The organism is Pseudomonas oryziphila (assembly GCF_003940825.1).
Taxonomy (GTDB): Bacteria; Pseudomonadota; Gammaproteobacteria; order Pseudomonadales; family Pseudomonadaceae; genus Aquipseudomonas; species Aquipseudomonas sichuanensis.
Genome location: NZ_CP034338.1, coordinates 5728888 through 5753051, shown reverse-complemented (window position 1 = coordinate 5753051; position 24164 = coordinate 5728888). Strand labels below are relative to the sequence as shown.

General features: G+C 64.5%; 25 protein-coding genes. 12 read left to right on the top strand and 13 right to left on the bottom strand.

What is annotated here, in order from left to right; genetic code table 11:
• The first annotated feature begins 43 nt into the window (after positions 1–43).
• Together EJA05_RS26725 and EJA05_RS26720 are read left to right on the top strand one after the other, a co-directional pair.
• Positions 44–709 carry a TetR/AcrR family transcriptional regulator gene (locus EJA05_RS26725; protein WP_125860922.1) on the top strand — a complete coding sequence of 222 codons (666 nt, stop codon included), beginning with the start codon at positions 44–46 and terminating at the stop codon, positions 707–709.
• Positions 710–744: 35 nt separating this feature from the next.
• The gene (locus EJA05_RS26720; protein WP_125860920.1) at positions 745–1599 is read left to right on the top strand and encodes a sulfurtransferase; all 855 of its coding nucleotides are present in this window, start codon (positions 745–747) and stop codon (positions 1597–1599) included.
• 81 nt (positions 1600–1680) lie between these two features.
• Here the strand turns inward: EJA05_RS26720 and EJA05_RS26715 are convergent, their stop codons facing one another.
• From EJA05_RS26715 to EJA05_RS26695, 5 genes are all read right to left on the bottom strand, one after another.
• Positions 1681–2673: a hydrolase gene (locus EJA05_RS26715; RefSeq protein ID WP_125860918.1), complete on the bottom strand. Its 993-nt coding sequence runs from the start codon at positions 2671–2673 to the stop codon at positions 1681–1683.
• Positions 2674–2733: 60 nt separating this feature from the next.
• Entirely contained in the window at positions 2734–5454 is a 2721-nt protein-coding gene (locus tag EJA05_RS28305; protein WP_190306024.1) for a M16 family metallopeptidase, read from the bottom strand.
• Positions 5455–5523: 69 nt separating this feature from the next.
• Positions 5524–6132, bottom strand: coding sequence for a 16S rRNA (guanine(966)-N(2))-methyltransferase RsmD (gene rsmD, locus EJA05_RS26705; protein WP_125860916.1), 609 nt, complete (start codon positions 6130–6132; stop codon positions 5524–5526).
• Positions 6132–7625 (bottom strand): M16 family metallopeptidase, encoded by a 1494-nt coding sequence (locus tag EJA05_RS26700; RefSeq protein WP_125860914.1) that lies wholly within the window; start codon positions 7623–7625, stop codon positions 6132–6134. Before EJA05_RS26700 ends, rsmD begins: the two co-directional genes overlap by 1 nt.
• Positions 7618–8973 carry a M16 family metallopeptidase gene (locus EJA05_RS26695; protein ID WP_125860912.1) on the bottom strand — a complete coding sequence of 452 codons (1356 nt, stop codon included), beginning with the start codon at positions 8971–8973 and terminating at the stop codon, positions 7618–7620. Before EJA05_RS26695 ends, EJA05_RS26700 begins: the two co-directional genes overlap by 8 nt.
• A gap of 234 nt (positions 8974–9207) precedes the next feature.
• Between EJA05_RS26695 and ftsY the strand changes: the two genes are divergently transcribed.
• From ftsY to rpoH, 4 genes are all read left to right on the top strand, one after another.
• Positions 9208–10782: a signal recognition particle-docking protein FtsY gene (ftsY, locus tag EJA05_RS26690; RefSeq protein WP_125860910.1), complete on the top strand. Its 1575-nt coding sequence runs from the start codon at positions 9208–9210 to the stop codon at positions 10780–10782.
• Positions 10779–11450 carry a cell division ATP-binding protein FtsE gene (gene ftsE, locus EJA05_RS26685; protein WP_011531723.1) on the top strand — a complete coding sequence of 224 codons (672 nt, stop codon included), beginning with the start codon at positions 10779–10781 and terminating at the stop codon, positions 11448–11450. The genes ftsY and ftsE overlap by 4 nt, the downstream gene beginning before the upstream one ends.
• Positions 11447–12475, top strand: coding sequence for a permease-like cell division protein FtsX (ftsX, locus tag EJA05_RS26680; protein ID WP_125465933.1), 1029 nt, complete (start codon positions 11447–11449; stop codon positions 12473–12475). The genes ftsE and ftsX overlap by 4 nt, the downstream gene beginning before the upstream one ends.
• Positions 12476–12584: 109 nt before the next feature.
• Complete coding sequence (gene rpoH, locus EJA05_RS26675; protein WP_125465932.1) at positions 12585–13439, top strand: RNA polymerase sigma factor RpoH; 855 nt, start codon at positions 12585–12587, stop codon at positions 13437–13439.
• Positions 13440–13630: 191 nt separating this feature from the next.
• Here the strand turns inward: rpoH and mtgA are convergent, their stop codons facing one another.
• The gene (mtgA, locus tag EJA05_RS26670; RefSeq protein ID WP_125860908.1) at positions 13631–14341 is read right to left on the bottom strand and encodes a monofunctional biosynthetic peptidoglycan transglycosylase; all 711 of its coding nucleotides are present in this window, start codon (positions 14339–14341) and stop codon (positions 13631–13633) included.
• 64 nt (positions 14342–14405) lie between these two features.
• Between mtgA and EJA05_RS26665 the strand changes: the two genes are divergently transcribed.
• The 6 genes from EJA05_RS26665 to EJA05_RS26640 all read left to right on the top strand — a co-directional run bounded on the left by EJA05_RS26665 (position 14406) and on the right by EJA05_RS26640 (position 19089).
• Positions 14406–14777: a DUF423 domain-containing protein gene (locus EJA05_RS26665; protein WP_125465930.1), complete on the top strand. Its 372-nt coding sequence runs from the start codon at positions 14406–14408 to the stop codon at positions 14775–14777.
• A 102-nt stretch (positions 14778–14879) separates the two neighbouring features.
• Positions 14880–15080, top strand: coding sequence for a sulfur carrier protein ThiS (thiS, locus tag EJA05_RS26660; RefSeq protein ID WP_110996034.1), 201 nt, complete (start codon positions 14880–14882; stop codon positions 15078–15080).
• 52 nt (positions 15081–15132) lie between these two features.
• Positions 15133–15945, top strand: a complete 813-nt coding sequence (locus EJA05_RS26655; protein ID WP_125860906.1) for a thiazole synthase — start codon at positions 15133–15135, stop codon at positions 15943–15945.
• A 9-nt stretch (positions 15946–15954) separates the two neighbouring features.
• Positions 15955–16677, top strand: coding sequence for a tRNA (guanosine(46)-N7)-methyltransferase TrmB (gene trmB, locus EJA05_RS26650; protein ID WP_125860904.1), 723 nt, complete (start codon positions 15955–15957; stop codon positions 16675–16677).
• Positions 16678–16743: 66 nt separating this feature from the next.
• The gene (locus EJA05_RS26645; RefSeq protein ID WP_125860902.1) at positions 16744–17544 is read left to right on the top strand and encodes a hypothetical protein; all 801 of its coding nucleotides are present in this window, start codon (positions 16744–16746) and stop codon (positions 17542–17544) included.
• A gap of 153 nt (positions 17545–17697) precedes the next feature.
• Complete coding sequence (locus tag EJA05_RS26640) at positions 17698–19089, top strand: hypothetical protein (protein WP_125860900.1); 1392 nt, start codon at positions 17698–17700, stop codon at positions 19087–19089.
• A gap of 54 nt (positions 19090–19143) precedes the next feature.
• On the opposite strand, the gene EJA05_RS26635 is transcribed toward EJA05_RS26640, so the two are convergent.
• The 7 genes from EJA05_RS26635 to EJA05_RS26605 all read right to left on the bottom strand — a co-directional run bounded on the left by EJA05_RS26635 (position 19144) and on the right by EJA05_RS26605 (position 24154).
• A complete protein-coding gene (locus EJA05_RS26635; protein WP_011531731.1) occupies positions 19144–19470 on the bottom strand; it encodes a DUF3392 family protein in 327 nt (108 codons plus the stop codon).
• A gap of 9 nt (positions 19471–19479) precedes the next feature.
• A complete protein-coding gene (hemW, locus tag EJA05_RS26630; RefSeq protein WP_125860898.1) occupies positions 19480–20658 on the bottom strand; it encodes a radical SAM family heme chaperone HemW in 1179 nt (392 codons plus the stop codon).
• Positions 20655–21251 (bottom strand): RdgB/HAM1 family non-canonical purine NTP pyrophosphatase, encoded by a 597-nt coding sequence (gene rdgB, locus EJA05_RS26625; protein ID WP_125860896.1) that lies wholly within the window; start codon positions 21249–21251, stop codon positions 20655–20657. Before rdgB ends, hemW begins: the two co-directional genes overlap by 4 nt.
• Positions 21248–21682, bottom strand: coding sequence for a DUF4426 domain-containing protein (locus EJA05_RS26620; protein WP_125465925.1), 435 nt, complete (start codon positions 21680–21682; stop codon positions 21248–21250). The genes rdgB and EJA05_RS26620 overlap by 4 nt, the downstream gene beginning before the upstream one ends.
• 25 nt (positions 21683–21707) lie before the next feature.
• The gene (gene metW / locus EJA05_RS26615; protein ID WP_125465924.1) at positions 21708–22328 is read right to left on the bottom strand and encodes a methionine biosynthesis protein MetW; all 621 of its coding nucleotides are present in this window, start codon (positions 22326–22328) and stop codon (positions 21708–21710) included.
• A 7-nt stretch (positions 22329–22335) separates the two neighbouring features.
• Entirely contained in the window at positions 22336–23475 is a 1140-nt protein-coding gene (metX, locus tag EJA05_RS26610) for a homoserine O-succinyltransferase MetX (protein ID WP_110996008.1), read from the bottom strand.
• 88 nt (positions 23476–23563) lie between these two features.
• Positions 23564–24154, bottom strand: coding sequence for a YggT family protein (locus EJA05_RS26605; protein ID WP_110996007.1), 591 nt, complete (start codon positions 24152–24154; stop codon positions 23564–23566).
• Positions 24155–24164 lie beyond the last annotated feature (10 nt).

The following is a 24164-nucleotide window of genomic DNA, read 5'->3' as shown; positions in this document are numbered from 1 at the left end:
TAAGATGCCCCATCATTTGAACGCACGGAGACTGGAGCTGAGCATGGCCCCGCGCATGAAGACCCGAGAACGCATCGTGCAGAACAGCCTGGAGCTGTTCAACCAGCAGGGCGAGCGCAGCGTCAGCACCAACCACATTGCCGCGCACATGGAGATATCGCCCGGCAACCTGTATTACCACTTCCCCAACAAGCAGGCGATCATCGCCGTGCTGTTCAGCCAGTACGAAGAGTTGGTCGACAGTTTCCTGCGCCCGCCCCAGGGCCGCGTCGCCACGGTTGAGGACAAACGCTTCTACCTCAAGGCACTGCTGGCGGCGATGTGGAACTACCGCTTCCTGCATCGTGACCTTGAACACCTGCTCGAAAGCGACCCGGATCTGGCCGCCCGCTACCGGCGCTTTTCGCAGCGCTGCCTGCAGCAGGGCCAGGCGATCTACCGTGGCTTCGTCGAGGCCGGCATCCTGGCCATGGATGCCGCGCAGATCGAATCGCTGACCATCAATGCCTGGATCGTGTTGACCTCGTGGGTGCGATTTCTCAGCACCACCCGCGAACATTCCGCGCACTTGGGTGAAGAAGCCTTCAAGCGCGGCGTCTATCAGGTGCTGGTGCTGGAGTTGGGCTTCGTCACGCCCGGCTCGCGCGCCGTTGTGGACACCTTGTGCGACGAATTCCATGTACCGTTCAACCAGGCCCTGGAGCACTGAACCAGCGCCTTCGAGCCCTTCATCAGGAGACTGTCATGCCCCTTGCGCAATTGATCACCCCGCAGCAGCTGGCCGAGCAACTGGACGCGCCCGGCCTGGTGATCCTCGACTGCCGCTTTGCCCTGGAAGATGTCGATTACGGCCAACGCAGCTATGCCCAGGGGCATATCGCCGGGGCGCATTTCGCCGACCTTGAGCGTGACCTGAGCGGGCCGGTGGTCAAGGGCCGCACCGGCCGCCACCCGTTGCCGGATCCGCAGCGGCTGGTCGAGCGCCTGCGTGAGTGGGGTGTGGACGATGACAGCCGGGTGGTGCTGTACGACGACGGCCCTGGTGCGTTCGCCGCCCGCGCCTGGTGGTTGCTGGCCTGGCTCGGCAAGCGCGAATCGGTGTACCTGCTCGATGGCGGCCTCAAGGCCTGGCACGCAGCGCATCTGCCGCTGAGCCTGGATCCGCCGGTCAAGCGTGAAGGCCAGTTCAGCGGCGAGCCGGACATGAAGCTGCTGATCGATGCCGGGCATCTGCTCAAGCGTCTGGGCGAGCCTGCGCTCACGCTGATCGATGCGCGCGCCTTGCCGCGTTTTCGCGGCGAAGTGGAGCCGATCGACCCGGTGGCCGGGCATATTCCGGGCGCCCAGTGCGCGGCGTTCACCGATAACCTTGGTGCTGACGGGCGCTTCCTGCCGGCCGAGCAGCTCAAGCAGCGATTTGCCCAGAAGCTGGAGGGGCGCTCGCCGGAGCAACTGGTGGCCTATTGCGGGTCTGGGGTGACGGCCTGCCACAACCTGTTCGCCCTGGCCCTGGCCGGGTACCCGCTGGGGCGCTTGTATGCCGGGTCGTGGAGCGAGTGGATCAATGATCCGCAGCGTGGGGTCGCGACTGGCGATTGATTGATGCATTCATCGCGGGGCAAGCCCGCTCCCACGCCAGCACCAAACTGCGTGGGAGCGGGCTTGCCCCGCGATGAGGTCTTATCTCCCTTCCACCAGCCACTGCGGAATCCGCCGCTCCAGGTAGTACCCCGGGTTGCGCAGGCTGCCGTCGACGAACCCCACATGCCCACCGCGGCTGTGCAGCTCGAAATGCGTCTGCGGCGCCAGCTCGCTGGCGCTCGGTAAGCTGTGGTCGAACACGAACGGGTCGTCGCTGGAGTGGATGATCAGCGTCGGCGTGCGGTTTTCGCCCAGGTAGTAGCGGCTGGAGGCGCGCCGGTAATAGTCGTGGGCATCGTTGAAACCGTTGAGTGGCGCGGTCACCTTGCCGTCGAAATCCCAGAAGGTACGCAGGTTGCGCAGCGAGCCCAGGCGTTCGATCTCGGCCAGGCCTTGATGGTGCCCCTTGTCGCGAAAGTGCCGCTGCTTGTCCTGCACGTAAGCGAGCATCTCGCGCATGAAGTGTGCCTGGTAGACCTTGGAGAACCCCAGGCCGATGCGATCGGCGCACTGGTCCAGGCGAAACGGCACCGATACCGCCACCGCCGCCTCCAGCTGGCTGGCCGAACCGCTTTCTCCCAGATACTTGAGCAGCACATTGCCCCCCAGCGAGTAACCGACCGCATACAGCGGTGCCAGGGGCCTGCGGGCTCGCAGGTGGCGGATGGTTTCGGCGAGGTCTTCGCTGGCGCCGGAATGGTAGCTGCGCGCCAGCAGGTTGGGTTCCCCCGAGCAGCCGCGCCAGTTGAGCGCCACGCTGGCCCAGCCGCGCGCTTGCAGCGCCTGCTGCAGGCCCTTGACGTAAGGCGAGTTGGAAGAGCCGGTCAGCCCATGCAGCACCAGCACCAGCGGCGCATCGGCCTGGTGCGGGCCGTGCCAGTCGAGGTCGAGGAAGTCACCGTCGGCCAGCCACAGGCGCTCGCGTTCACGGGGGAGTTCGGGGAGCTTGCGCCACAGCGGGCCCCACAGGGTCTGCAGGTGCGGATTGGCCAGGCCGGTGGCCGGGCGGAACGTGGCGGTGAGGCTGGGCATGCTGGGCGACTCGTGATGTGCCCGACTAGATTGCCATGAAACACCGCCACTGTAATTGCGCTATTGGTCGATTGCGGTCAAGGCTGGCAGGGCTCTCTGCCCGGTGCGCGGGCCGATGCTGAGGCACACGCAGCGCTCGACGGCCAGCAAGCGCCTGGCCGCAGCCTGCACGGCTGCTGGGGTCAGTTGGGCAAGCTGTCGCAGGTAGACGGCATGGTGGTCTGCGGTAACCGTATCGGCGCCAAGGTCGGCCAGCTCCTTTGCCAGCGCCTTGTTGTCGGAAAATGAGCGGAGCAGGCCACCTCCCAGCTGATTGATGGCAAGTTCCAGCTCGTCCTGGCTTGGTCCCTGCTCGATGAAGCACTGGATGACCTGCTTCACCAGCTCCACAGAGGCATCAAGGTAGGCGGGGTCGATGTCCCAACTGATATACAGGAAGGTGGCCGCCCGGTAAGTGCGCAGATGGCTGTCGACACTGTAGGTCAGGTTGCGGCGCTCACGCAGTTCGGCAACCAGGCGCGACTCGTAGCCGGCGCCGAGTAGCTCGTGGGTCACGACCATGGCCGTGTACTCGGCGTCAGAGCGCTTCACGTCGAGGGGCAGGGCCAGGGTCACCTCGCAATTGCTGCCTGTTTGCTCCAGGTGGACGGCGATGGCCTCGTCCAGTGGGATTGCGGGTTGCGGTGGCGGGAGCGCGGGGTGGTTGCCTGGCAGTGCCTGGGTCAGCGTGTCGAGCATTTGCCTGGCCTCTGTCAGGCTCAGGTCGCCCACCAGTGTGATTTCCAGATTTGCGGCGGTATAGGCGCGTTGATGGAATGCCCTGACCTTGTCCACGTCGATACCGGCGACGCTGACGCTGGTGCCTGAGTAGTCGCGGCCATAGGCATGCTGCGGGAACAGGCAGCTGAGCATCTCCACGTCGATGCGTTGCGCGGGGCTGCTTTCGCGCCGCTGCAGGTACCGCAGCGCACGTGCCTGGATGCCGGAATATGCGGCTGCTTCCAGAGCTGGCCGGGCAACCATCGCGGTGAACAGTTCGAGCGCCGCTTCGCGCAACGGCGCCGCGCAGTGAGCGCTCAGGCCAATTCGCGCATGGTCGTGGCTGATGTCTCGTTGCACGCTTGCGCCAATGCCGCTGAGCCTTGCTGCAAAGCCCTGGGCGTCCAGGCTTTCGATGCCTTGATCGAGCGCATACAGCGTAAGCGCCGCAAGGCCCGGGGTGTCGCCGTCCTGGCAAGCGCCAGCGTTGAAGCGCAGGCGCAGTTCGAACAGTGGTGAGCCCTGCCTGGCGATGAAGGCCACGCGGCTGCCATTGGCAGTGTTCCAGGTTTGGACTGACTGGGCCGGAGCAAGCAGGTGGCGGGTGTCGATGCTGGCAGCCGACTGCAGCGTGGAGAAATCAGCCGCTGCAAGACGGCCGGCAAGATCCGCGCAGGTCAATGACGGGAGTTCGCTTTCTTCGGTTGCAGTGCCCGGCGGTGCGAGCATGTGGGTAACCGCCATGCGCTCGTCGGCCAGGAACCGCTGTGCGGCCAACTGGATATCTTCAGCCGTGAGTGCGATCAGTGCCTGCAGGACCTGGTCATGCACCTCGGGCTTCAATCCGCTGAGGGCATACGCAGCGATGGATTCGGCCTGTTTTTGCGCTGTATCCCTGGCCTTGAGCTGATCGGTCAGCAGCCGGAACTTGAGTGCGTCGAGTGTCTGAGCCCTGGGCGGCGTCTGTCGGACTGCATCGAGGATGTGCCGTATCTGCTCGATGGCCTGTTGTGGCGTGCCCTTGTCGGGGTTGCTGTAGGCATACAGCGTCAGCAATGTGTCTGCGCGGGTCAGGTGGTCATAGAAGGCTTCGATGACTGTGAGCACTTGCCGATCACGGACCAGGCTGGCGTACAGCATCGAATCGGCACCATTGGCCAACAGTTCCGGCAGCAGCATCAAGGCCGCTGCCGTGGTGGTCGATTCGGCAGTCGCAAGGCTCGGTACATTGAAGGACAGATAAAGGCCATCGCGCAGCCCAGGCTGTGTGATGGCTTGCTCACGTGTCTGGTGGGCAACCGTCAGCTGCGGAACGGGCAATTCAGGCAGAGCTGCCGCACCCCAAGGGCCGAAGTAGCGCTCGACCCAGCCCTGCAAGCGCGCCCGGTCGACGTTGCCAACCACTATCAGCGTCGCATTGTTGGGGTGGTACCAGGTGCGGTACCAGGTACGTACGGTGTCGGGCTTCATGTAGTGAAGGTCCACGACATCACCGAAACTGGGCGCGGCGTAGGGGCTGCTGCCGTGGGCCAGGCGCTTATGGTGTTCGAACGCCTGTTGTTCGGGGTCGTTGTCGAATTTGAGTCGGCGTTCATCGTTGATGGCCTTGACGGCCCGCTCGAAGCCGTCCGCTGTGAGGCTGGCGTTGGCCATGGTGTCACCCAGGATCTCCAGTGCGACTTCCAGGCGCGCAGCCGGCAGTGTCACTTCGTAGAGGGTGCCGTCATCCTGGGTCGAGGCATTGGCCACGCCACCCAGTCGGCCGATGACTCGCGAAAACTGCCCGGGTGCGAGCTTGGCGCTACCCTCGAACAGCATGTGTTCGAGCAGGTGGGCCAGGTTGGTATGCCCCAAGGGGTCGTGGCTGGCGCCGACGTGATAGCAGAGTTGGACACAGGCCAGGGGGCTGCGCGGGTCTTCTTGCAGATAAACGTTCAAGCCATTGCCAAGAACGAAATGTTGCAGCGGCGGATTTGCTGCAGGGATCAGCGAAGAAAGGCTGACTGTCGGGGGGAGGGCCATGCTCGAAGTGCTCCGTCACGAGTGATGAGCGGAGCAGCTTCGGGCACTTCTGCCGGTGGGCGGTGTTACTTAAATCTTGCTGCGTTGCCAGAGCGCGTAATGCACCTGGCCAGTCTTTTTCTCGCGGTGCAGGCGCCAGTTGCCGGGCATCGGCAGGCTTGACGGCGCCGCCTCGCTTTCGGTGTAGATCCACGCCTGCTCGCGCAGCCACTGGCCCTGCTCCAGCAGGTTGCAGGTGTTGGCCAGCAGGTCCTGGTGGAAGGGCGGGTCGAGGAACACCAGGTCGAACTGCTGCTTGGCCGGGCCTTGCAGATAGCGCAGGGCGTCGGTTTGCAGGATTTGCCCGCGCGGGCAGCGCAGCAGTTCGAGGTTGTGCTTGAGGTTGGCGATGGCGGCCGGGTTGCTGTCCAGCGCCACGGCGTCTTGCGCACCGCGGGACAGGGCTTCGAGCACCAGCGCGCCGCTGCCGGTGAAGGCATCCAGCACGCGGGCGCCCTCGATGTACGGCGCCAGCCAGTTGAACAGGGTTTCGCGCACGCGGTCCGGGGTGGGGCGCAGGCCGTCGCCTTCGGGGACGGCCAGGCGGCGGCTGCGCCACTCGCCGGCAATGATGCGCAACTGGCCGGGGCCTTTGCTGGCGCCAGGGGCGCTGCGCGCGGGGGTGTTGGGGCGTGCCATTAATGCTCCGGTACGCCGAGCGGTCGCTCGGCGGGTTTGTCAGTGGGGGCCGGCAGCGGCTGCTGTGCCACCTTCGGGCCGACGGTGACGATCACCAGCTTGTCCGCCGCCAGGTGCTTGTTCATGGCGGCCTTGACCTGTTCGACGGTCAGCGCCTGGGACTGCTGCATGAAGTCTTCCAGCCAGCTCAGCGGCAGGTTGTAGAAGCCGATCGCGCCCAACTGGCCGACGATACTGGCGTTGCTGGCATTGGACAGCGGGAAGCTGCCGGCCAGTTCGCGCTTGGCGTCGTCCAGTTCCTGTTGCGTCGGGCCGCTCTTGAGGTAGTCGGCCAGCAGGTCCTGGACCAGCTTGAGCGTGCCTTCGCTGAGCTCGGCACGGGTCTGCAGGTTGATCATGAACGGGCCGCGTACCTGCATCGGGCTGAACACCGAGTACACCCCGTAGGTCAGGCCGCGCTTTTCGCGCACTTCGCTCATCAGCCGGGTACCAAAGGCGCCGCCGCCGAGGATCTGGTTGCCCAGCGACAGTGCGGGCCAGTCCGGGTCGTTACGGTCGATGCCAAGTTCGGCCAGCATCAGGTGGGTCTGCTTGGACGCAAAGTCGATGTGGGTCATGCCTGGCTTGGGTTCAACCGGCTGCTCGGGCTTGGCCAGGGCCGGGCCCTTGGGCAGGCCGGCGGAAACCTGGGCGGCGATGGCCTCGGCTTCGCTGCGGCTGAGGTCGCCGACCAGCGCGATCACCGCGTTGCCGGCGGCATAGGCCTTGGCGTGGAAGGCGCGCAGCTGATCGAGGGTGATGGCGGTGACCGTCTGGGCCGTGCCGTCGCTGGGGTGAGCGTAGGGGTGGCTGCCGTACAGGTTGGCGAACAGGGTCTTGGCGGCGATCTTGCCGGGGTTCTGCTTTTCATACTCGAAGCCGGCCAGCATCTGGTTCCTGATGCGCTTGAGGGCGTCATCGGGGAAGGTCGGCTTGCCTACTACCTCGGTGAACAGCTTGAGTGCCGGGTCGCGCTTGTCGGCGGCGCTGAGGCTGCGCAGCGAGGCCACGGCCATGTCGCGGTAGGAGCCGTTGCCGAAGTCTGCGCCCAGGCCCTCGAAGCCTTCGGCGATGGCGGTGACGTCCTTGCCGGCCACACCCTCGTTGAGCATGGCGTTGGTCAGCGTCGCTACACCTGGCGTCGTGCCGTCCTGGCTGCTGCCGGCGGCGAAGGTCAGGCGCAGGTCGAACATCGGCAGCTCACGGGCTTCGACGAACAGTACGCGGGTGCCTTCGGCGGTGGTCCAGTGCTGGATGTTCAACTGACGGCGGCTGGGTGCCTTGCCGTCCAGATCGGCCAGCGATTGCAGCGAGTTGGCCGGGCGGGCCGCGGTAGCGGGCTGGCTGGCGCTGTCGGACTGGGCCGGGCGGGCCAGCAGCAGGGCGATGGCCACCACCAGCACGATGATGCCAAGGCCCAGCAGGGTGTAGCGGGGTGCGCTGCGGTCACTCATGAGCGGACTCCTCGGGCAGTACATGGGCAACGCTCAGGCGTTCGCGGGTGAAGTAGGTGCGGGCAGCGGCCTGGATATCTTGCGGGGTCACGCGCTTGAGGTCGTCGAGTTCGCTGTCGATCAGTTTCCAGGACAGGCCGACGGTTTCCAGCTGGCCGATGGTGGTGGCCTGGCTGCTGATGGAGTCACGGTCGTAGACCAGGCCGGCGATCACCTGGGCGCGCACGCGCTCGAGCTCTTCGGCGGTGGGTGGGGTGGTCTTGAGTTCGTCGAGCAATTGCCAGACGCCTTTCTCGACCTCGGCCAGGGTCTTTTGCTTCTGCACGTTGGGGGTGGCCGAGATCAGGAACAGGCTGTCGCCCCGGGTGAAGGCGTTGTAGCTGGACGAGGCACCGGCCACCAGCTCCTGGCCGCGCTCCAGGCGCGCCGGCATGCGGGCGCTGTAGCCGCCGTCGAGCAGCGCGGAGATCAGCCGCAGCGCGTTGACCGTGCGCGGGTCCTTGGCGGTGGCCAGGGCCGGCACGTTGAAGCCGTAGATCAGGCTCGGCAACTGCGTCTGCACGTGCAGGGTCAGCTTGCGCAGGCCGGGTTCGGCCAACTCCAGCGGCAGCTTGCTGGGGGGCACGGCGCGCTTGGGGATGGGGCCGAAGTATTTTTGTGCGAGGGTTTTCACCTCGTCGGGAGTGACGTCGCCGACGACCACCAGGGTGGCGTTGTTCGGCGCGTACCAGGATTCGTACCAGTGGCGCAGCTCTTCGACCTTCATGCGTTCGAGGTCGGCCATCCAGCCGATGGTCGGGGTGTGGTAGCCGCTGGCCGGGTAGGCCATGGCACGGAACAGCTCGAAGGCTTTGGAGTTGGGCTGATCGTCGGTGCGCAGGCGGCGCTCTTCCTTGATCACCTCGATCTCGCGGCTGAACTCGTCGGCCGGCAGACGCAGGCTGGCCAGGCGGTCGGCTTCCAGTTCGAAGGCCACCGGCAGGCGGTCGCGGGCCAGCACCTGGTAATAGGCGGTGTAGTCGTCGCTGGTAAAGGCATTCTCTTCGGCGCCCAGGTCACGCAGGATGCGCGATGCTTCGCCAGGGCCGAGCTTGGCGCTGCCCTTGAACATCATGTGCTCCAGGGCGTGGGACAGGCCTGTCTGGCCTGGGGTTTCGTAGCTGGAACCGACTTTGTACCAGATCTGCGAAACCACCACCGGGGCACGGTGGTCCTCGCGTACGACCACTTTCAGGCCGTTGTCGAGGATGAATTCATGGGTGGGTTGCACATCGGCGGCGAAGGCCGCAAGCGGCAGGCACAGCGTGCCGAGCAACAGGCCAGCGGCGCGGCGGGCTAGAGCATTCATACGGTGTTTAACCTGTTCTGCGGCCCGCTTGGGTTTAGCGTCGGCGGGCCAGGAGGTGCTAGGATACTGATCCGGTTGCCTGGCGACCATGCCTGTCGCCGTTCTGGCCCGCAGGCCCTAAAGACAAAACGTTGCGCATGAACCAGTCGGTTACAAAATAGTCTGTTCTGCGTGACTCAAGAATTCCCGATGCGCCACTGCTGGCGCATCGCTACCCTGAGATAGCCGTCTTCCATGTTTGGTTCCAACGACGACAAAAAAGCGCCGGCTGCGGCTGGCGAGAAGAAAGGCCTGTTCAGCTGGTTCCGCAAGAAGCCGGAACAACCTGTCGCCGAACAGCCGCAAACCCCAGAACCGCAGGCCGCAGAGCCGGCCGCACTGCAGGTGCCTGCTGCCGAGCCGCTGCCGACGGCAGTGCCCGAGCCCGTAGTGGTCGAGCCTGTGCCGGAGCCGGTGGTTGCCGCGCCTCAGGCTGTGCCTGAGCCAGTGGTTATCACACCGCAGCCAGCGTCGGTGCCCGAGCCAGTAGTCGCCGCGCCGCAGCCAGAACCGGTGGTCGTCACGCCGCAATATGTGCCTGCCGCTGCCCCCGTGGTTGTTCAGCCTGAGCCTGTGGTTGCCGCACCCGTAGAGCCAGCACCGGCCGAAGTGCCTGCGGCCCCGGTCAGCAACCTGGTACTGCCTGTCGCCGAAGAACCGGTGGCACTGGTTGAGGACCTGGAGCCCAAGGCGCCGCCTGCCATTCCCGCTCGCCCGCTCGTCGAGCCGGCTGCCACTGTCGTAGCGGCCCCGGCGCCGGTTGTCGAAGCCCAACCGGTCATCGCGCCGGCCCCGGTCGAGCCCGAGCCCATTGCCGTGGCTGCCGCCGAACCGTCCAAGCCCGGTTTCTTCGCCCGTCTCAAGCAGGGCCTGTCGAAGACCAGCGCCAGCATTGGCGAGGGCATGGCCAGCCTGTTCATGGGCAAGAAGGTCATCGATGACGACCTGCTCGACGAAATCGAAACCCGTCTGCTGACCGCCGACGTCGGCGTCGAGGCCACCTCGGCCATCGTCCAGAACCTCACCCAGAAAGTCGCCCGCAAGCAGCTGGCCGATGCCGACGCGCTGTACAAGTCGCTGCAGGAAGAGCTGGCCGCGCTGCTGCGCCCGGTCGAGCAGCCGCTGAAGGTCGAGGCGCAGAACAAGCCCTACGTGATCCTGGTGGTCGGCGTGAACGGCGCCGGCAAGACCACCACCATCGGCAAACTGGCGAAAAAGCTGCAGCTCGAAGGCAAGAAGGTCATGCTCGCCGCCGGCGACACCTTCCGTGCCGCCGCCGTGGAGCAGCTGCAGGTGTGGGGCGAGCGCAACCAGATCCCGGTGATCGCCCAGCACACCGGCGCCGACTCGGCTTCGGTGATCTTCGACGCCGTGCAGGCCGCCAAGGCGCGCAACGTCGATGTGCTGATCGCCGACACTGCCGGGCGCCTGCACACCAAGGACAACCTGATGGAAGAGCTGAAGAAGGTCCGTCGGGTGATTGGCAAGCTCGACGCCGAGGCGCCCCACGAGGTGCTGCTGGTGCTCGACGCCGGTACCGGGCAGAACGCCATCAGCCAGGCCAAGTACTTCAACCAGAGCGTGGAACTGACCGGCCTGGCCCTGACCAAGCTGGACGGCACCGCCAAGGGTGGGGTGATCTTCGCCCTGGCCAAGCAGTTCAACATTCCGATCCGCTTCATTGGTGTGGGCGAGGGTATCGATGACCTGCGCACCTTCGAGGCTGAACCTTTCGTCAAGGCACTGTTTGCCGAGCGGGAACCTGCATGATCCGATTCGAACAGGTCGCCAAACGCTACCCCAACGGCCACGTCGGCCTGCATGAGCTGAGCTTCCGGGCGCGGCGTGGCGAGTTCCTGTTCGTCACCGGCCACTCCGGCGCCGGCAAGAGCACCTTGTTGCGCCTGTTGTTGGCCATGGAACGCCCGACCAGCGGCAAGCTGCTGCTGGCGGGGCAGGACCTTGGGCAGATCAGCAACGCGCAGATCCCGTTCCTGCGCCGGCAGATCGGCGTGGTGTTCCAGAACCACCAGTTGCTGTTCGACCGCACCGTTTTCAACAACATCGCCTTGCCGCTGCAGATCCTCGGGCTGTCCAAGGCCGAGATCGCCAAGCGCGTCGACTCGGCGCTGGAGCGCGTGTCGTTGAGCGACAAGGGCGAGCTGTTCCCGGCCGACCTGTCCACCGGCCAGCAACAGCGCGTCGGTATCGCCCGGGCGATCGTCCACCAGCCGGCACTGCTGCTGGCGGACGAGCCCACCGGTAACCTCGACCCGCGCCTGGCCGCCGAGATCATGGGCGTGTTCGAAGACATCAACCGCCTGGGCACCACCGTATTGATCGCCAGCCACGACCTGGCGCTGATCGCGCGCATGCGCCACCGCATGCTGACGCTGCAACGCGGCCGCTTGATCGGCGATGGGGAGGCCGGGCAATGAGCACCACACGTACACCAAAGGTTTCCGAGCGGGTCGCACCCAAGCCCGCCGACCCACAACCTGCGAAGAAAAAGCGCGGAGACCACGACGACGATGGCCCGGACTTCAGCACCTTGCTGCACGCCTGGCTGGAAAGCCACCGTGCCAGCCTGGCCGACAGCCTGCGCCGCCTGGCCAAGCAGCCGATCGGCAGCTTCTTCACCTGCCTGGTGATGGCCGTGGCGCTGAGCATGCCCATGGGCCTGTCGCTGCTGCTCAAGAACGTCGAGAAGCTCGGCGGTTCGTGGCAGCGCGCGGCGCAGATTTCCCTGTACCTCAAGCTCGACGCCAGCAGCCGTGATGGCGAAGCATTGCGTGACGAGATCAAGGGCATGCCGGGCGTTGCCGAGGCCCAGTACGTCAGCCGTGAGCAGGCGCTGGAAGAGTTCCAGCAGCAGTCTGGCCTGGGCGAAGCCCTGCGCGAGCTGCCGGACAACCCGCTGCCCGGCGTGGTGGTAGTGACCCCGAGCGAAGTCGACAAACCGGCCCTGGAAGCTCTGCGTCAACGCCTGGCAGAGCTGCCACGGGTGGAAGCGGCACAGCTGGACCTGGTCTGGGTCGAGCGCCTGGCGGCGATCCTCAAGCTGGGTGATCGTTTTGTCTTCGGCCTCGCGGTGATGCTTATTTCCGCGTTGCTGTTAGTAATCGGTAACACAATTCGTCTACATATCGAGAACCGCCGCGTCGAGATCGAAGTGATCAAGCTGGTGGGTGGCACCGACAGCTACGTGCGTCGGCCTTTCCTCTACATGGGGGCGCTGTATGGCCTGGGTGCCGGGGTGCTGGCCTGGGGGATCCTGGCGTTCGGCCTGAACTGGCTCAACGACGCGGTCGTCGGGCTTTCCGGCCTGTACGGCAGCGATTTCGCCCTGGGCGGAGTGCCGGCCGCCGATGGTCTTTCCCTCTTGATCGGCGCGGTGCTGTTGGGGTATATCGGTGCATGGATCGCGGTGGCTCGGCATCTGAACGAGCTGGCACCACGATAATGTTTCATCGCCAGCATTGACTTTTTTTCATCCAGGAACTTGTCTCGCGGTTCCGGGTCTATGCTGGCAGTGCCCACAAGGCACGAGTCTGTAAGTCGGAGGTACTTGAATGACCACATCGTTGCAACCTGCCTATGCCCTGGTACCCGGTGCAAACCTGGAAGCCTACGTGCACACGGTCAACAGCATCCCGCTGCTGACGGTCGAGCAGGAGCGTGATCTGGGCGAGCGTCTCTATTACGAACAGGATGTCGAGGCCGCCCGGCTAATGGTGATGGCCCACCTGCGTTTCGTCGTCCATATCGCCCGTAGCTATGCTGGCTATGGTCTGGCCCAGGCCGACCTGATCCAGGAAGGCAACGTCGGCCTGATGAAGGCGGTAAAACGCTTCAACCCGGAAATGGGCGTACGTCTGGTGTCCTTCGCGGTGCACTGGATCAAGGCCGAGATCCACGAGTTCATCCTGCGCAACTGGCGCATCGTCAAGGTGGCTACCACCAAGGCCCAGCGCAAGCTGTTCTTCAACCTGCGCAGCCAGAAGAAACGCCTGGCCTGGCTGAACAATGACGAAGTGCATCGCGTGGCAGAAAGCCTGGGCGTGGAGCCCCGCGAAGTGCGTGAAATGGAAAGCCGCCTGAGCGGCCAGGACATGGCCTTCGACCCGGCAGCCGAAGCCGATGACGACAGCGCCTTCCAGTCGCCCGCGCATTACCTGGAAGACCACCGCTACGACCCGGCTGTGCAGCTGGAGGACGCTGACTGGAGCGACAATTCCACCAGCAACCTGCATGAAGCCCTGCAGGGCCTGGACGATCGCAGCCGCGACATTCTCTACCAGCGCTGGCTGGCGGAAGAGAAGGCCACGCTGCATGAGCTGGCAGACAAGTACAGCGTTTCGGCCGAGCGTATTCGCCAGCTGGAGAAGAACGCAATGAACAAGGTCAAGGCACTGATCGCCATCTGATCGGCGCCCTGGCTGAATAAAAAAACCGCTGCTCTCGCAAGAGGCAGCGGTTTTTTGTTGAGATGGATCGCAGGGCCCTGTGGGAGCGGCTTTAGCCGCGAACACCAGCGAAGCTGGTGCCGCCCACCGCGTTGCCTTTTTCGCGGCTGAAGCCGCTCCCACAGGTTACTTGATGCCCTTGCGGGCGCAGCTTAGAGCCTGCGCGACGCATCCAGCTGCATCAGGTAGCTCGGCCCACCCAACTGGCTCATCTGCCGGCGAATCCACCCCGCGCGGCTGGCTACATAGGTACTTGGCCGGCTGGCGCTCCATTTGATCGGGCTCGGCAGCACGGCAGCGAGCAGTGCGGCCTGTTGTCGCGTCAGGCGGCTGGCATCCACGCCAAAGTGATAGCGTGCCGCCGCCTGGGCGCCGAACACGCCCTTGCCCCACTCGGCGCTGTTCAGATACACCTCGAGAATCCGCTCCTTCGACCAGAACAGCTCGATCAGTGCGGTGAACCAGGCCTCCAGGCCCTTGCGCAGCCAACTGCGCCCGGACCACAGGAACATGTTCTTGGCCACCTGCTGGGTCAGGGTGCTGGCGCCACGGACCTTGCCGCCCCGTTCGTTGTAGGCCAGCGCCGCCTGGATGGCCGGGATGTCGAAGCCCCAGTGGTTGGCGAACTTCTGGTCTTCACCGGCGATGACCGCCACCTTGAGCTCATCCGAGATCTCTTCCCAGGGGGTCCAGTCGCGCTGCAGGTCGATTGGCTCGCCACTGAACCATGACTCCACCTTGCGCTCGACCATCAGCGCCGTGCCGGGCGGCGGTACCCAGCGCAGTACCAGCACCACGGCAATGCTTGCGACAGCGAACCAGAGCAGGCCGCGGGTGAAGTGGCGCAGGAAGGATGACAGCATGGTGATGGCTTGGCCGGACCGTTGGAACGGGCCATTATACAGACCCCTTTCGAGGAGTCGTCCCATGCTTCGCAGCTTCCTGATGCTCGCCGCCTTCTTCGGGTTCACCGGTGTCGCGCTCGGCGCCTTTGCCGCCCATGGCCTCAAGAGCCGCCTCAGTGCCGACTACCTGGCGGTCTTTCACACCGGTGTCACCTACCAGTTGGTGCATGCCCTGGCGATCCTCGCCGTGGCCGTGCTCTCGGTGCACCTGCCCGGGCGCCTGGTGGGTTGGGCGGGCGGTCTGTTCGCGCTGGGTATCGTGCTGTTTTCCGGCAGCCTCTACGTGCTCACGCTGACGGGCCTGGGCAAGCTCGGCATGATCACCCCGCTGGGTGGCCTGTGCTTCCTCGCCGGCTGGTTGTGCCTGGGCCTGGCCGCCTGGCGCCTGGGCTGACCGAGTGGTCCACAATCGCGACTAATGGCGCGCTCCACCCTTGGGTTGCAAGGCTGATCGGGGCTAGAATGCCTGCCCCAACGAACAATGGTGGCCGTGCGCATGCGCATTCAACTGAACGGTGAACCTTACGAACTGCCCGCGAGCGAGAGCGTCGCGGCCCTGCTCGGCCGGCTCGAGCTGGCTGGCCGCCGGGTGGCGGTGGAACTGAACCTGGACATCGTGCCGCGCAGTCAGCACGAGAGCACGCTGCTGAGCGAGGGCGACCAGGTTGAAGTGGTCCACGCCATCGGCGGTGGTTGAGCAAGCCCGGCGTTTCACCCGTAAGCCCCGTAACCTTTCCTGAGGAACATCGATGAGCAACGTTCGCAGCGACAAGCCCTTCATCCTGGCCGGGCGCACCTTCCAGTCGCGCCTGCTGGTCGGTACCGGCAAGTACCGTGACATGGAAGAAACCCGCCTGGCCACCGAGGCCTCGGGTGCCGAAATCGTCACCGTCGCCGTGCGCCGCACCAATCTGGGCCAGAATGCGGGTGAGCCGAACCTGCTCGACGTGCTGTCGCCGGACAAGTACACCATCCTGCCGAACACCGCAGGCTGCTTCGATGCGGTGGAAGCCGTGCGCACCTGCCGCCTGGCCCGTGAGCTGCTCGATGGTCGCAAATCCCATGAGTCCCGCACGCTGGTCAAGCTGGAAGTGCTGGCTGACCAGAAAACCTTGTTCCCCAACGTCATTGAAACCCTCAAGGCTGCCGAAGTGCTGGTCAAGGAAGGTTTCGACGTGATGGTCTACACCAGCGACGACCCGATCATCGCCCGTCAACTGGCCGAAGCCGGCTGCATCGCGGTGATGCCCCTGGCCGGCCTGATCGGTACGGGCCTTGGCATCTGCAACCCGTACAACCTGCAGATCATCCTCGAGGAATCCAAGGTGCCGGTGCTGGTCGATGCCGGCGTGGGTACCGCCTCCGACGCCACCATCGCCATGGAGATGGGCTGCGAGGCGGTACTGATGAACTCGGCCATCGCCCACGCCCAACAGCCGGTGCTGATGGCCGAAGCCATGAAGCACGGCATCCTGGCCGGGCGCATGGCCTACCTGGCCGGCCGCATGCCCAAGAAACTCTACGCCAGCGCCTCTTCGCCGCTGGATGGTCTGATCAAGTAAGAGCCCCAGATGACTGAATCGCAAGAAACGCCGATCACCGCCGACGGCGAAGATCGTCCGCACCGTCGCATCAAGAGCTTCGTGATGCGCGCCGGGCGCATGACCGAAGGCCAGCAACGTGGCCTGGAGCAGGGCGGCCCGCTGTTCGTCCTGCCGCTGGCCGACAGCCTGGTGGACTACGACCAGGTGTTCGGCCGTTCGGCGCCGCGCACCCTGGAGATCGGCTTTGGCATGGGCCATTCGCTGCTGGAGATGGCCGCCGCCTCGCCCGAGCTGGACTTTATCGGTGTCGAAGTGCACCGCCCGGGTGTCGGCGCTTTGCTGAACGGCGTGCTCACCCAAGGCCTGAAGAACCTGCGGGTGTACGACTGTGACGCCATCGAAGTGCTCAACCGCTGCGTGGCCGACAACAGCCTCGACCGCTTGATGCTGTTCTTCCCCGACCCGTGGCACAAGGCACGTCACCACAAGCGCCGGATCGTCCAGCTGGAGTTCGCCGAGCTGGTGCGTCGCAAGTTGAAACCCGGTGGCGTGTTCCACATGGCGACCGACTGGGAGCCCTATGCCGAATACATGCTGGAAGTGATGAGCGCAGCACCGGGCTATCGCAACCAGGCGGCTGATGGCGCCTACGTGCCACGCCCTGAAGAGCGCCCGATCACCAAGTTCGAGCGTCGTGGTGAGCGCCTTGGGCACGGTGTGTGGGACCTGAAGTTCGAAAAACTGGCTTGACCCTCTCCCTGCCAGAGGCGCCGGTGCGCCTCTGGCCCCTCATCACATCGCGTAAAGGATTGCGCCTTGAAGCCTCGGGTTCTGTTACCGCTGATAGGCCTGGTCGTTGCCGTCTGCCTTGTGCTCGTCGTGTTACTGCGTGAACCTCTTTCGCCCTCTGAGCAACACCTCGAGCGTGCCGTGGCCTTGGTACAACAGGCCAACGTGAATTTGCAGGCGCTTGCCGAAATCGAGGCCGGCGGCGAAGCCATCAGTACTGAACAGTTGATGCCGATGAGCGAATTGATGGATGAAGCGCGCGCGCACATCGAGCTGGCAGCGCAGGCGGGCAACACCTTGGCGCTGTTCTGGCAGTCCAACATGCAAACCTCTGCGGACCGGCGCGACATGGCACGCAGGCAGGCCTCCTGTGCGCGTTTGCATCAGGCTGTAGAGCAAGGGTTTCTGGCGGCAGCGGTCGCCTATTACTACCGTTGCGCGCCAGCCTCCGACAGCTTTGACTTCATGGGCGCAGAGCAAGTCGCCTTGCTTGAGGTGTTGAAAGCGGCGTTGCAACGGGATGATCCGTTCCAATCGCTCTATCCGCAGCTTTTGCGTGAGGTGCATTGTTTCAGACCGGCTACCGACATTGCTTCGGCCCTGCCCTCGGTGTCACTTACAGTGGGCGAGATGCTGGAGAAGTCCAGACAAGTGTTTTCATACGACCAGTTCAAAGCCGAGGCGCTTTATTTGTTGGCCACTCATCCCGCCATCTGGCAGCAGACACCAATGACCGAGCGGCTGGCGATGTTGCGCGAGGCTGAGTCTTTGGGGTGCGGGCGTGCATCTGGCTGGAGGCAAAGGCTGGAAGCTCGCTCCGGCTCTTGATCCTGTTCAAGGCCACGAGCGGCGGCCTTTTAGTCAGCCCCTTCGACCAGCGCCGCAAGGGCGCAAATAGCAAATGTTATGACCTGCTGGCAGGGTCGAAATGTGAGCCTCCTGTTCCTGGGCATTACGCTCGGACAAATCAGGAGACCTTTCATGATCGCTACACGCCTGTTGCGCGTTGCATTGACCTTCACCACTGCCGCTGCCTGCTTGAGCGTCACTGCCCAGGCATCTTCCCCTGCCACGGAGCAAAGCCTCGATCGCTCCGCCATCGCCCGGTACGAGCGGACCTTGAGTACAGCATCGTTACTCTACGGGCCGGCAGTAACCCAGCAGAGCACGGCTTTTCTGATCGACAACGGTAACGATGCCGCGCCGGCGCTCCTCGTGGGCAGTGGTCATGCGGTATTTGAACGGCCCCAGATTGCCGGCGGACAGCTTGCGGGGATGGGGCGCGTCACTTTCGAGAGCGTCGCCGGGGCGGCATTCGATGTCGTGCATACTCGCTACGCCTCGCGACGCGGCCTGGATTTTGCCGTGTTCGAATTGCAGCAGACCCAGGGGGCACTCAAGGCACTCGGTATCGTGCCCATGGTGCTGGCCGGACGCCAAGCCACCGAGGGCGAGACGATAACCGTGGGCGCCAGGGTGAGCGGGGTCACTTCGGGTAGCGCCAGATGGCCGACGCAGGAACTGGTGCGGATCGACTTGAAGACCGGGCGGGGCTTTCTGCAGCGGCATCTGTTGTTGATGGAGGACGCCTGGTTGCAGCCCGGCGACTCTGGCAGCCCTGTCGTAGAACAGGCAGCGGGTGCGGTTCTCGCTGTTGCTCACAGCAGCAACCCTCTGGGGAGCGAAGCGTCGGACTTGAGTTTCTTGCCAGCCTGCCTGAACAACGGGGCGTTCGACGTCAATGCTGCCGGTTGCGGCTTGAGCAACCAGTTCGATGTTGCGTTGGACGAGGAGGACGAACGCATGATCTACAAGGTCGGCAGCAGCGCCAGGGTGATCAGCCAGGTTTTATACGCGACCACGACGTTGTACCAGGCCAAGCTCGCCCAATGGCCGGACCAATGCGAGCAGGGTGAAGGCTATGGCCCGGTGCAACAATCAGGAAGTCCAATCAATGTCCCTATCGAGGGCTTCACCCTGGCGCCCGAGAATCCGACAGTGCTGGCGTTATGTGTCTGGGGGCGCGAAGCAGCCGGGCCGGAGCCGGCGAACCGCAATGCCCTGGCGTTGCCTGTGGTGGTGCACCCTGCAGGCCCGGCCAGCCAACCCGAGTTGGAAATCGACCCGCCATACAAGGATAGGAAGGGCCGCAATGCCTATCTTGTGTCTGTCGAGCCTGAGCAGATCCTGCTCCGGCGGGTCGAGCTCAAGAGTGGCCCCTGGGATACCACTGACTGTGCCGATGAGTCGGGTTACCAGGCATTGGCTGGCACACGAAAGGAGGCGGTGACGGAAGATACCCGGCTATGCGCGGTCGGCGTCGATTACGCGGGGCAACGTTCGCAACCGCTGGAAACTAAATTGTTGCCGTGACGCAAATCTGCAACGAATCAAAACCGCCCTGCCAAAGGCGGTTTTGATTTGGCGTCACCCGCGCCGGTCAGCCACCACGCCAATCAACACCAGCACCACCAGCAACACCGGTGCCAGCGCATAGTTGTTGAACTGCCCCAGCCCCTTGACGATCCACGGCGTGGCATAGATCAGCGCCGCGCCGCTGCCGATCATCACCAGCAGCGCCATGAACGGCACGCGCAGGGCGCCGGCCAGGCCGCCCAGGCGCCCCTCGACCCAGCCCTTGATATCGGTGCCGAACAGCACCAGCAGGCAGCCCACCAGGGCCAGCGAGATCTCCGACAGGTTGCTGCGGCTCCAGCGGGAGACGGTCGAGAGCAGGTCAAGTACCAGGTCCATGGGTCATCCTTAATTCAAGAAGTACTGCAGCAGGTCATTGAGGAACAGCTGGCCGCGCGGCGTGGCCGCCAGTCGATCCGCTTCGACCTGCAAAAGGCCCTTTTGTTCGGCGGCGCGGCGGGCTTGCGCGAGTTGCGCCAGGGGCAGCCCCGTGCGTTGCGTGAACAGCTCGGCTTCCACCCCCTGGGTCAGGCGCAGCGCGTTCATCAGGAACTCGAAGGGTAGCTCATCGACCGGCAGCAACTTCTCGCCTGCCTTGAAGGGCTTGGCCGGGTTCAGGTAGTCCTTGGGCAGGCGGGTCTTCCAGGTGCGCAGGATGCGCCCATCGGGGAACGACAGCTTGCCGTGGGCACCGGCACCGATGCCGATGAAGTCGCCAAAGCGCCAGTAATTGAGGTTGTGCCGTGCGGCGCGCCCTGGCTGGGCGTAGGCCGACACTTCGTATTGCTGGTAGCCGTGCTCGGCCATCAGCGCCTGGCCGGCTTCCTGGATATCCCAGAGGATATCGTCCTCGGGCAGCTCGGGCGGCTGGTTCCAGAACACGGTGTTGGGCTCGACCGTCAGCTGATACCAGGACAGGTGCGTCGGCGCCAGTTCGATGGCCTGGCGCAGGTCGCCAAGCGCGTCGTCCAGCGACTGGTCCGGCAGGCCGTGCATCAGGTCCATGTTGAAGTTGTCGAAGCCGGCCGCGCGAGCCATGTCGGCGGCGCGCACCGCTTCAGCGCCGTTGTGGATGCGCCCGAGCTTCTCAAGCTTGGCTGGCTGGAAGCTCTGCACGCCGATGGACAGCCGGTTGATGCCGGTCTGCCGATAGGCCTTGAACTTTTCCTGCTCGAACGTGCCTGGGTTGGCTTCGAGGGTGATCTCGATGTCGGCGGCAAACGGGATGCGCTGCTCGACACCACGCAACAGGCGGCCAAGCGCAGCCGCGCTGAACAGGCTGGGGGTGCCGCCGCCGAAGAAGATGGTGCTGATAGGCCGGCCCTGAACGGCATGCATCTCCTGGTCGAGGTCGGCCAGCAGGGCATCGATATATTCGTCTTCGGGCAATGTGGGCCCGGCCTGGTGCGAGTTGAAGTCGCAATAAGGGCATTTGCGCACGCACCAGGGGATGTGGATGTACAGCGACAGCGGCGGAAGTTCGGGGAGGATCAGGCCCGCCGGCTGTACCAACAGCTTTTCGCTCATGCCAGGCCCAGACGCTGACGCAGCAAGGCCATGGCGCGGGCGCGGTGGCTGAGCTGGTTCTTGTCGATGGGCGCCAGGTCGGCACTGGAGCACTTGCGCTCCGGGACCCAGAACAGCGGGTCGTAGCCGAAACCATGCTCACCGCTGGCCTCGAACAGGATGCTGCCATGCCACAGGCCTTCGCAGAGAATAGGCAGCGGGTCGTCGGCATGGCGCACCAGCGCCAGTACGCAGACGAACTGCGCGCCACGCTGTTCCTTGGGCACATCCTTCAGCGCTTCAAGCAGCTTGGCGTTGTTGGCCGCGTCGCCCTTGCCATCGGCGTAGCGTGCCGAATAGATGCCCGGCGCGCCGCCGAGGAAGTCCACCGCCAGGCCCGAGTCGTCGGCCAGGGCCGGCAGGCCGGAAATACGTGCGGCGTTGCGCGCCTTGAGGATGGCGTTCTCGACGAACGACAGGCCGGTTTCTTCCGGCTCTACCTGGCTGAATTCACCGATCGAACGCAGATGCACGGAGTCGCCGAGCATGGCCTGCAGTTCCTTGAGCTTGCCGGCGTTATGGCTGGCCAATACGAGTTGCTGGAAATTCATCATTCGCCTGGGAACACTTCCTGGTTGAAGCTGAGTTGATTGCTGACGCCACCGGTTTCGACATTCAGGTCGAAGGTCAGGGTTTCAGCCTGGTCGATCTTGAACTGGGCGATGTAGTACACCGCGCCCTGGTCGGTGATCTGCTTGAACGACAGCGGGCTGCTGCGCCCCGTCAGGTCCTTGACCGTGCCGCTGACCACCGAGGTGGCCGGCTTGCCACTCTTGAGCACGGCGATATTGAGCACGCCCTGGTTCTTGCTGCGGGTTAGGCCGGTGGCGGCGGCGATGTCCGGCTGCAGCATGCTCGAGGTGAAGGCGCTGTAGTGGACCGTCACGTCGCCGAACACTTCCTTGCGCTCGGGCTTGGCGGCATCGGCAGCCAGTACCGGCAGGGCCAGGCACAGGCTGATCAGAAACAGTGCTAGTCGACGCATGATCCCATTCCTCCGTTCGCGAGCGTCAGACGGCGAGCTGGTGCTCCTGCAGGCCCGGGCTGCTGACGCGATAAATACCGATTTCACCTAGAAGATTAGGCCAAAGCCGGCCGCCCAACCCATTACGGTGCAAGTGGTCGACCGCCAGGCGGTCGAGTACCTTGGCGTGGCGTTCGCGGCACAGGTTCTCGAAGTCTTCGAACGTGCAGAAGTGAATGTTCGGCGTGTTGTACCAGGTGTACGGCATGAAGTCCGACACCGGCATGCGGCCTTTGGTCGCCAGGTACCAGCGGCAACGCCAGTGGCCGAAGTTGGGGAAGGTGATGATGCACTGGCGGCCCACCCGCAGCATTTCATCGAGAATCCGGTCGGGGTACTCCACGGCCTGCAGGGCCTGGGTCATGACCACCACGTCGAAGCTGTTGCTGGCGAAGTTGCCCAGGCCCTTGTCCAGGTCCTGCTCGATCACGTTGACGCCCTTGGCCACGCATTCGGCGATGTTGTCGGCGTCGATCTCCAGGCCGTAGCCGGTGACGTTCTTGCGCTCGCGCAGCGAGGCCAGCAGCTCGCCGTTGCCGCAGCCCAGGTCGAGTACCCGGCTGCCGGCGGGGATCCAGTCTTGGATGATTTCCAGGTCGGCTCTCATGGGGTCCTCACAGGGCGATGCGGTTCATGTAGTTGGCGAAACCCTGCATGTAGCGAGGCGTGGGGATCAGGAAGGCGTCGTGGCCGTAGGGCGAGTCGATATCCAGGTAGCAGACGTTCTTGCGTGCGGCCATCAGGGCATCGACGATCTCTCGCGAACGGGCCGGGGAGAAGCGCCAGTCGGTGGTGAACGACATGATGCAGAAGTCAGCCGTGACATGCGCCAGGGTCGCCGCCAGGTCGCCGTCGTGGGCCGCCGCCGGGTCGTAGTAGTCCAGCGCCTTGGTCATCAGCAGGTAGGTGTTGGCGTCGAAACGCCCGGAGAACTCCTCGCCCTGGTAGCGCAGGTAGCTCTCGACCTGGAATTCGACGCTGTGGAAGTCGTAGTTGAGCTTGTCGCTCTTGAGCTCGCGGCCGAATTTTTCGCCCATCGAGTCGTCGGACAGGTAGGTGATATGGCCGACCATCCGCGCCAGCATCAGGCCGCGCTTGGGGATCACGCCCTGGTCCTGGAACGAACCGCCGTGGAATTCGGGGTCGGTGAGGATGGCCTGGCGCGCCACTTCGTTGAAGGCGATGTTCTGCGCCGACAGCTTGGGTGCCGAAGCGATGTCCACGCAATGGCGTACCCGGTCCGGGTAGGTGATGGTCCACTGCAGCGCCTGCATGCCGCCGAGGCTGCCGCCGACGATGGCGGCCCAGGTGTGGATGCCGAGGCGATCGGCCAGGCGCGCCTGGCTGTGCACCCAGTCTTCCACCGTCAGCACCGGGAAATCGGCGCCGTAGGGCTTGCCGGTGGCTGGGTTGAGGCTGCTGGGGCCGGTGCTGCCGTTGCAGCCGCCGAGGTTGTTCAGGCTGACCACGAAGAAGCGGTTGGTGTCGATCGGCTTGCCGGGGCCGATGCAGCTGTCCCACCAGCCCGGCTTGCGGTCGGTGGCGGCGTGGTAGCCGGCGGCATGGTGGTGGCCGGACAACGCGTGGCAGATGAGCACGGCGTTGCTGGCGTTGCTGTTGAGCTCGCCATAGGTTTCGTAGATGAGTTCGTACGAGGCCAGGGCGCGGCCACAGGCCAGGGCCAACGGTTCATCGAACCGGGCGATCTGCGGTGTTACCAGACCGACGGAATCTTCGGGAAAGACAGTGGACATCGACCCTGCTCACGCTTGACGGAGGCGTAAGTCTAAAGAGCGCTACCCCCAGCGGCAAGCAATGGCTTGCCGCTGGAGACATCGTGGGTCAGATCATCCGCCACAGCTCTTGTGGCATGCCGGCGTAGGCCGCCAGCTGGGGCATGAGGAACGACTGGATCACCTGGATGGCGATGAAGGCGAAGATCGGCGAGATGTCCATGCCGCCCAGGTTCGGCACCAGGCGACGGAACGGCGCCAGCACCGGCTCGCTGATCTGGTAGGCCAGCTCGGCAGCAGGGTTGTGGCTGTTGGGCGCGACCCACGAGACGATCACCATGACGATCATCGCCACCCAGAAAATCTTCAGGAACAGCGAAGTGATGCCGATGATCGCCCACATCAGCAGGTGCAGGACATCGCCGAAGGTACCGTAGGTGACCATCAGCACGAATGCCATCAGCAGCGCCTGGATCAGCACCGACAGCAGCAGCGACGAGGTATCCAGGCCGGCAATGCTCGGGATTACCCGGCGCAGCGGCTTGAGCAGCGGCTGGGTGGCGCGCACGGCGAACTGGCTGAGCGGGTTGTAGAAGTCGGCCTTGACCAGTTGCAGCACGAAGCGCAGCAGGACGATCGCCAGGTACAGGCTGACCAGGGTTTGCACCACGAAGATCGCGGCGCCGGACAGTGCATTCATTGAAAAAGGC

What these genes read in the sequence shown, in the direction of transcription:
- EJA05_RS26700 (WP_125860914.1), bottom strand. Translation starts at nt 7,625, where the DNA reads ATGAGTGACCGCAGCGCACCCCGCTACACCCTGCTGGGCCTTGGCATC.
- EJA05_RS26620 (WP_125465925.1), bottom strand. Translation starts at nt 21,682, where the DNA reads ATGCGTCGACTAGCACTGTTTCTGATCAGCCTGTGCCTGGCCCTGCCG.
- trmB (WP_125860904.1), top strand. Translation starts at nt 15,955, where the DNA reads ATGACTGAATCGCAAGAAACGCCGATCACCGCCGACGGCGAAGATCGT.
- EJA05_RS26640 (WP_125860900.1), top strand. Translation starts at nt 17,698, where the DNA reads ATGATCGCTACACGCCTGTTGCGCGTTGCATTGACCTTCACCACTGCC.
- rpoH (WP_125465932.1), top strand. Translation starts at nt 12,585, where the DNA reads ATGACCACATCGTTGCAACCTGCCTATGCCCTGGTACCCGGTGCAAAC.
- thiS (WP_110996034.1), top strand. Translation starts at nt 14,880, where the DNA reads ATGCGCATTCAACTGAACGGTGAACCTTACGAACTGCCCGCGAGCGAG.
- metW (WP_125465924.1), bottom strand. Translation starts at nt 22,328, where the DNA reads ATGAGAGCCGACCTGGAAATCATCCAAGACTGGATCCCCGCCGGCAGC.
- ftsE (WP_011531723.1), top strand. Translation starts at nt 10,779, where the DNA reads ATGATCCGATTCGAACAGGTCGCCAAACGCTACCCCAACGGCCACGTC.
- EJA05_RS26635 (WP_011531731.1), bottom strand. Translation starts at nt 19,470, where the DNA reads ATGGACCTGGTACTTGACCTGCTCTCGACCGTCTCCCGCTGGAGCCGC.
- EJA05_RS26715 (WP_125860918.1), bottom strand. Translation starts at nt 2,673, where the DNA reads ATGCCCAGCCTCACCGCCACGTTCCGCCCGGCCACCGGCCTGGCCAAT.
- EJA05_RS26720 (WP_125860920.1), top strand. Translation starts at nt 745, where the DNA reads ATGCCCCTTGCGCAATTGATCACCCCGCAGCAGCTGGCCGAGCAACTG.
- ftsY (WP_125860910.1), top strand. Translation starts at nt 9,208, where the DNA reads ATGTTTGGTTCCAACGACGACAAAAAAGCGCCGGCTGCGGCTGGCGAG.
- rdgB (WP_125860896.1), bottom strand. Translation starts at nt 21,251, where the DNA reads ATGATGAATTTCCAGCAACTCGTATTGGCCAGCCATAACGCCGGCAAG.
- EJA05_RS26655 (WP_125860906.1), top strand. Translation starts at nt 15,133, where the DNA reads ATGAGCAACGTTCGCAGCGACAAGCCCTTCATCCTGGCCGGGCGCACC.
- EJA05_RS26695 (WP_125860912.1), bottom strand. Translation starts at nt 8,973, where the DNA reads ATGAATGCTCTAGCCCGCCGCGCCGCTGGCCTGTTGCTCGGCACGCTG.
- ftsX (WP_125465933.1), top strand. Translation starts at nt 11,447, where the DNA reads ATGAGCACCACACGTACACCAAAGGTTTCCGAGCGGGTCGCACCCAAG.
- mtgA (WP_125860908.1), bottom strand. Translation starts at nt 14,341, where the DNA reads ATGCTGTCATCCTTCCTGCGCCACTTCACCCGCGGCCTGCTCTGGTTC.
- EJA05_RS26665 (WP_125465930.1), top strand. Translation starts at nt 14,406, where the DNA reads ATGCTTCGCAGCTTCCTGATGCTCGCCGCCTTCTTCGGGTTCACCGGT.
- EJA05_RS26725 (WP_125860922.1), top strand. Translation starts at nt 44, where the DNA reads ATGGCCCCGCGCATGAAGACCCGAGAACGCATCGTGCAGAACAGCCTG.
- rsmD (WP_125860916.1), bottom strand. Translation starts at nt 6,132, where the DNA reads ATGGCACGCCCCAACACCCCCGCGCGCAGCGCCCCTGGCGCCAGCAAA.
- EJA05_RS26605 (WP_110996007.1), bottom strand. Translation starts at nt 24,154, where the DNA reads ATGAATGCACTGTCCGGCGCCGCGATCTTCGTGGTGCAAACCCTGGTC.
- hemW (WP_125860898.1), bottom strand. Translation starts at nt 20,658, where the DNA reads ATGAGCGAAAAGCTGTTGGTACAGCCGGCGGGCCTGATCCTCCCCGAA.
- metX (WP_110996008.1), bottom strand. Translation starts at nt 23,475, where the DNA reads ATGTCCACTGTCTTTCCCGAAGATTCCGTCGGTCTGGTAACACCGCAG.
- EJA05_RS28305 (WP_190306024.1), bottom strand. Translation starts at nt 5,454, where the DNA reads ATGGCCCTCCCCCCGACAGTCAGCCTTTCTTCGCTGATCCCTGCAGCA.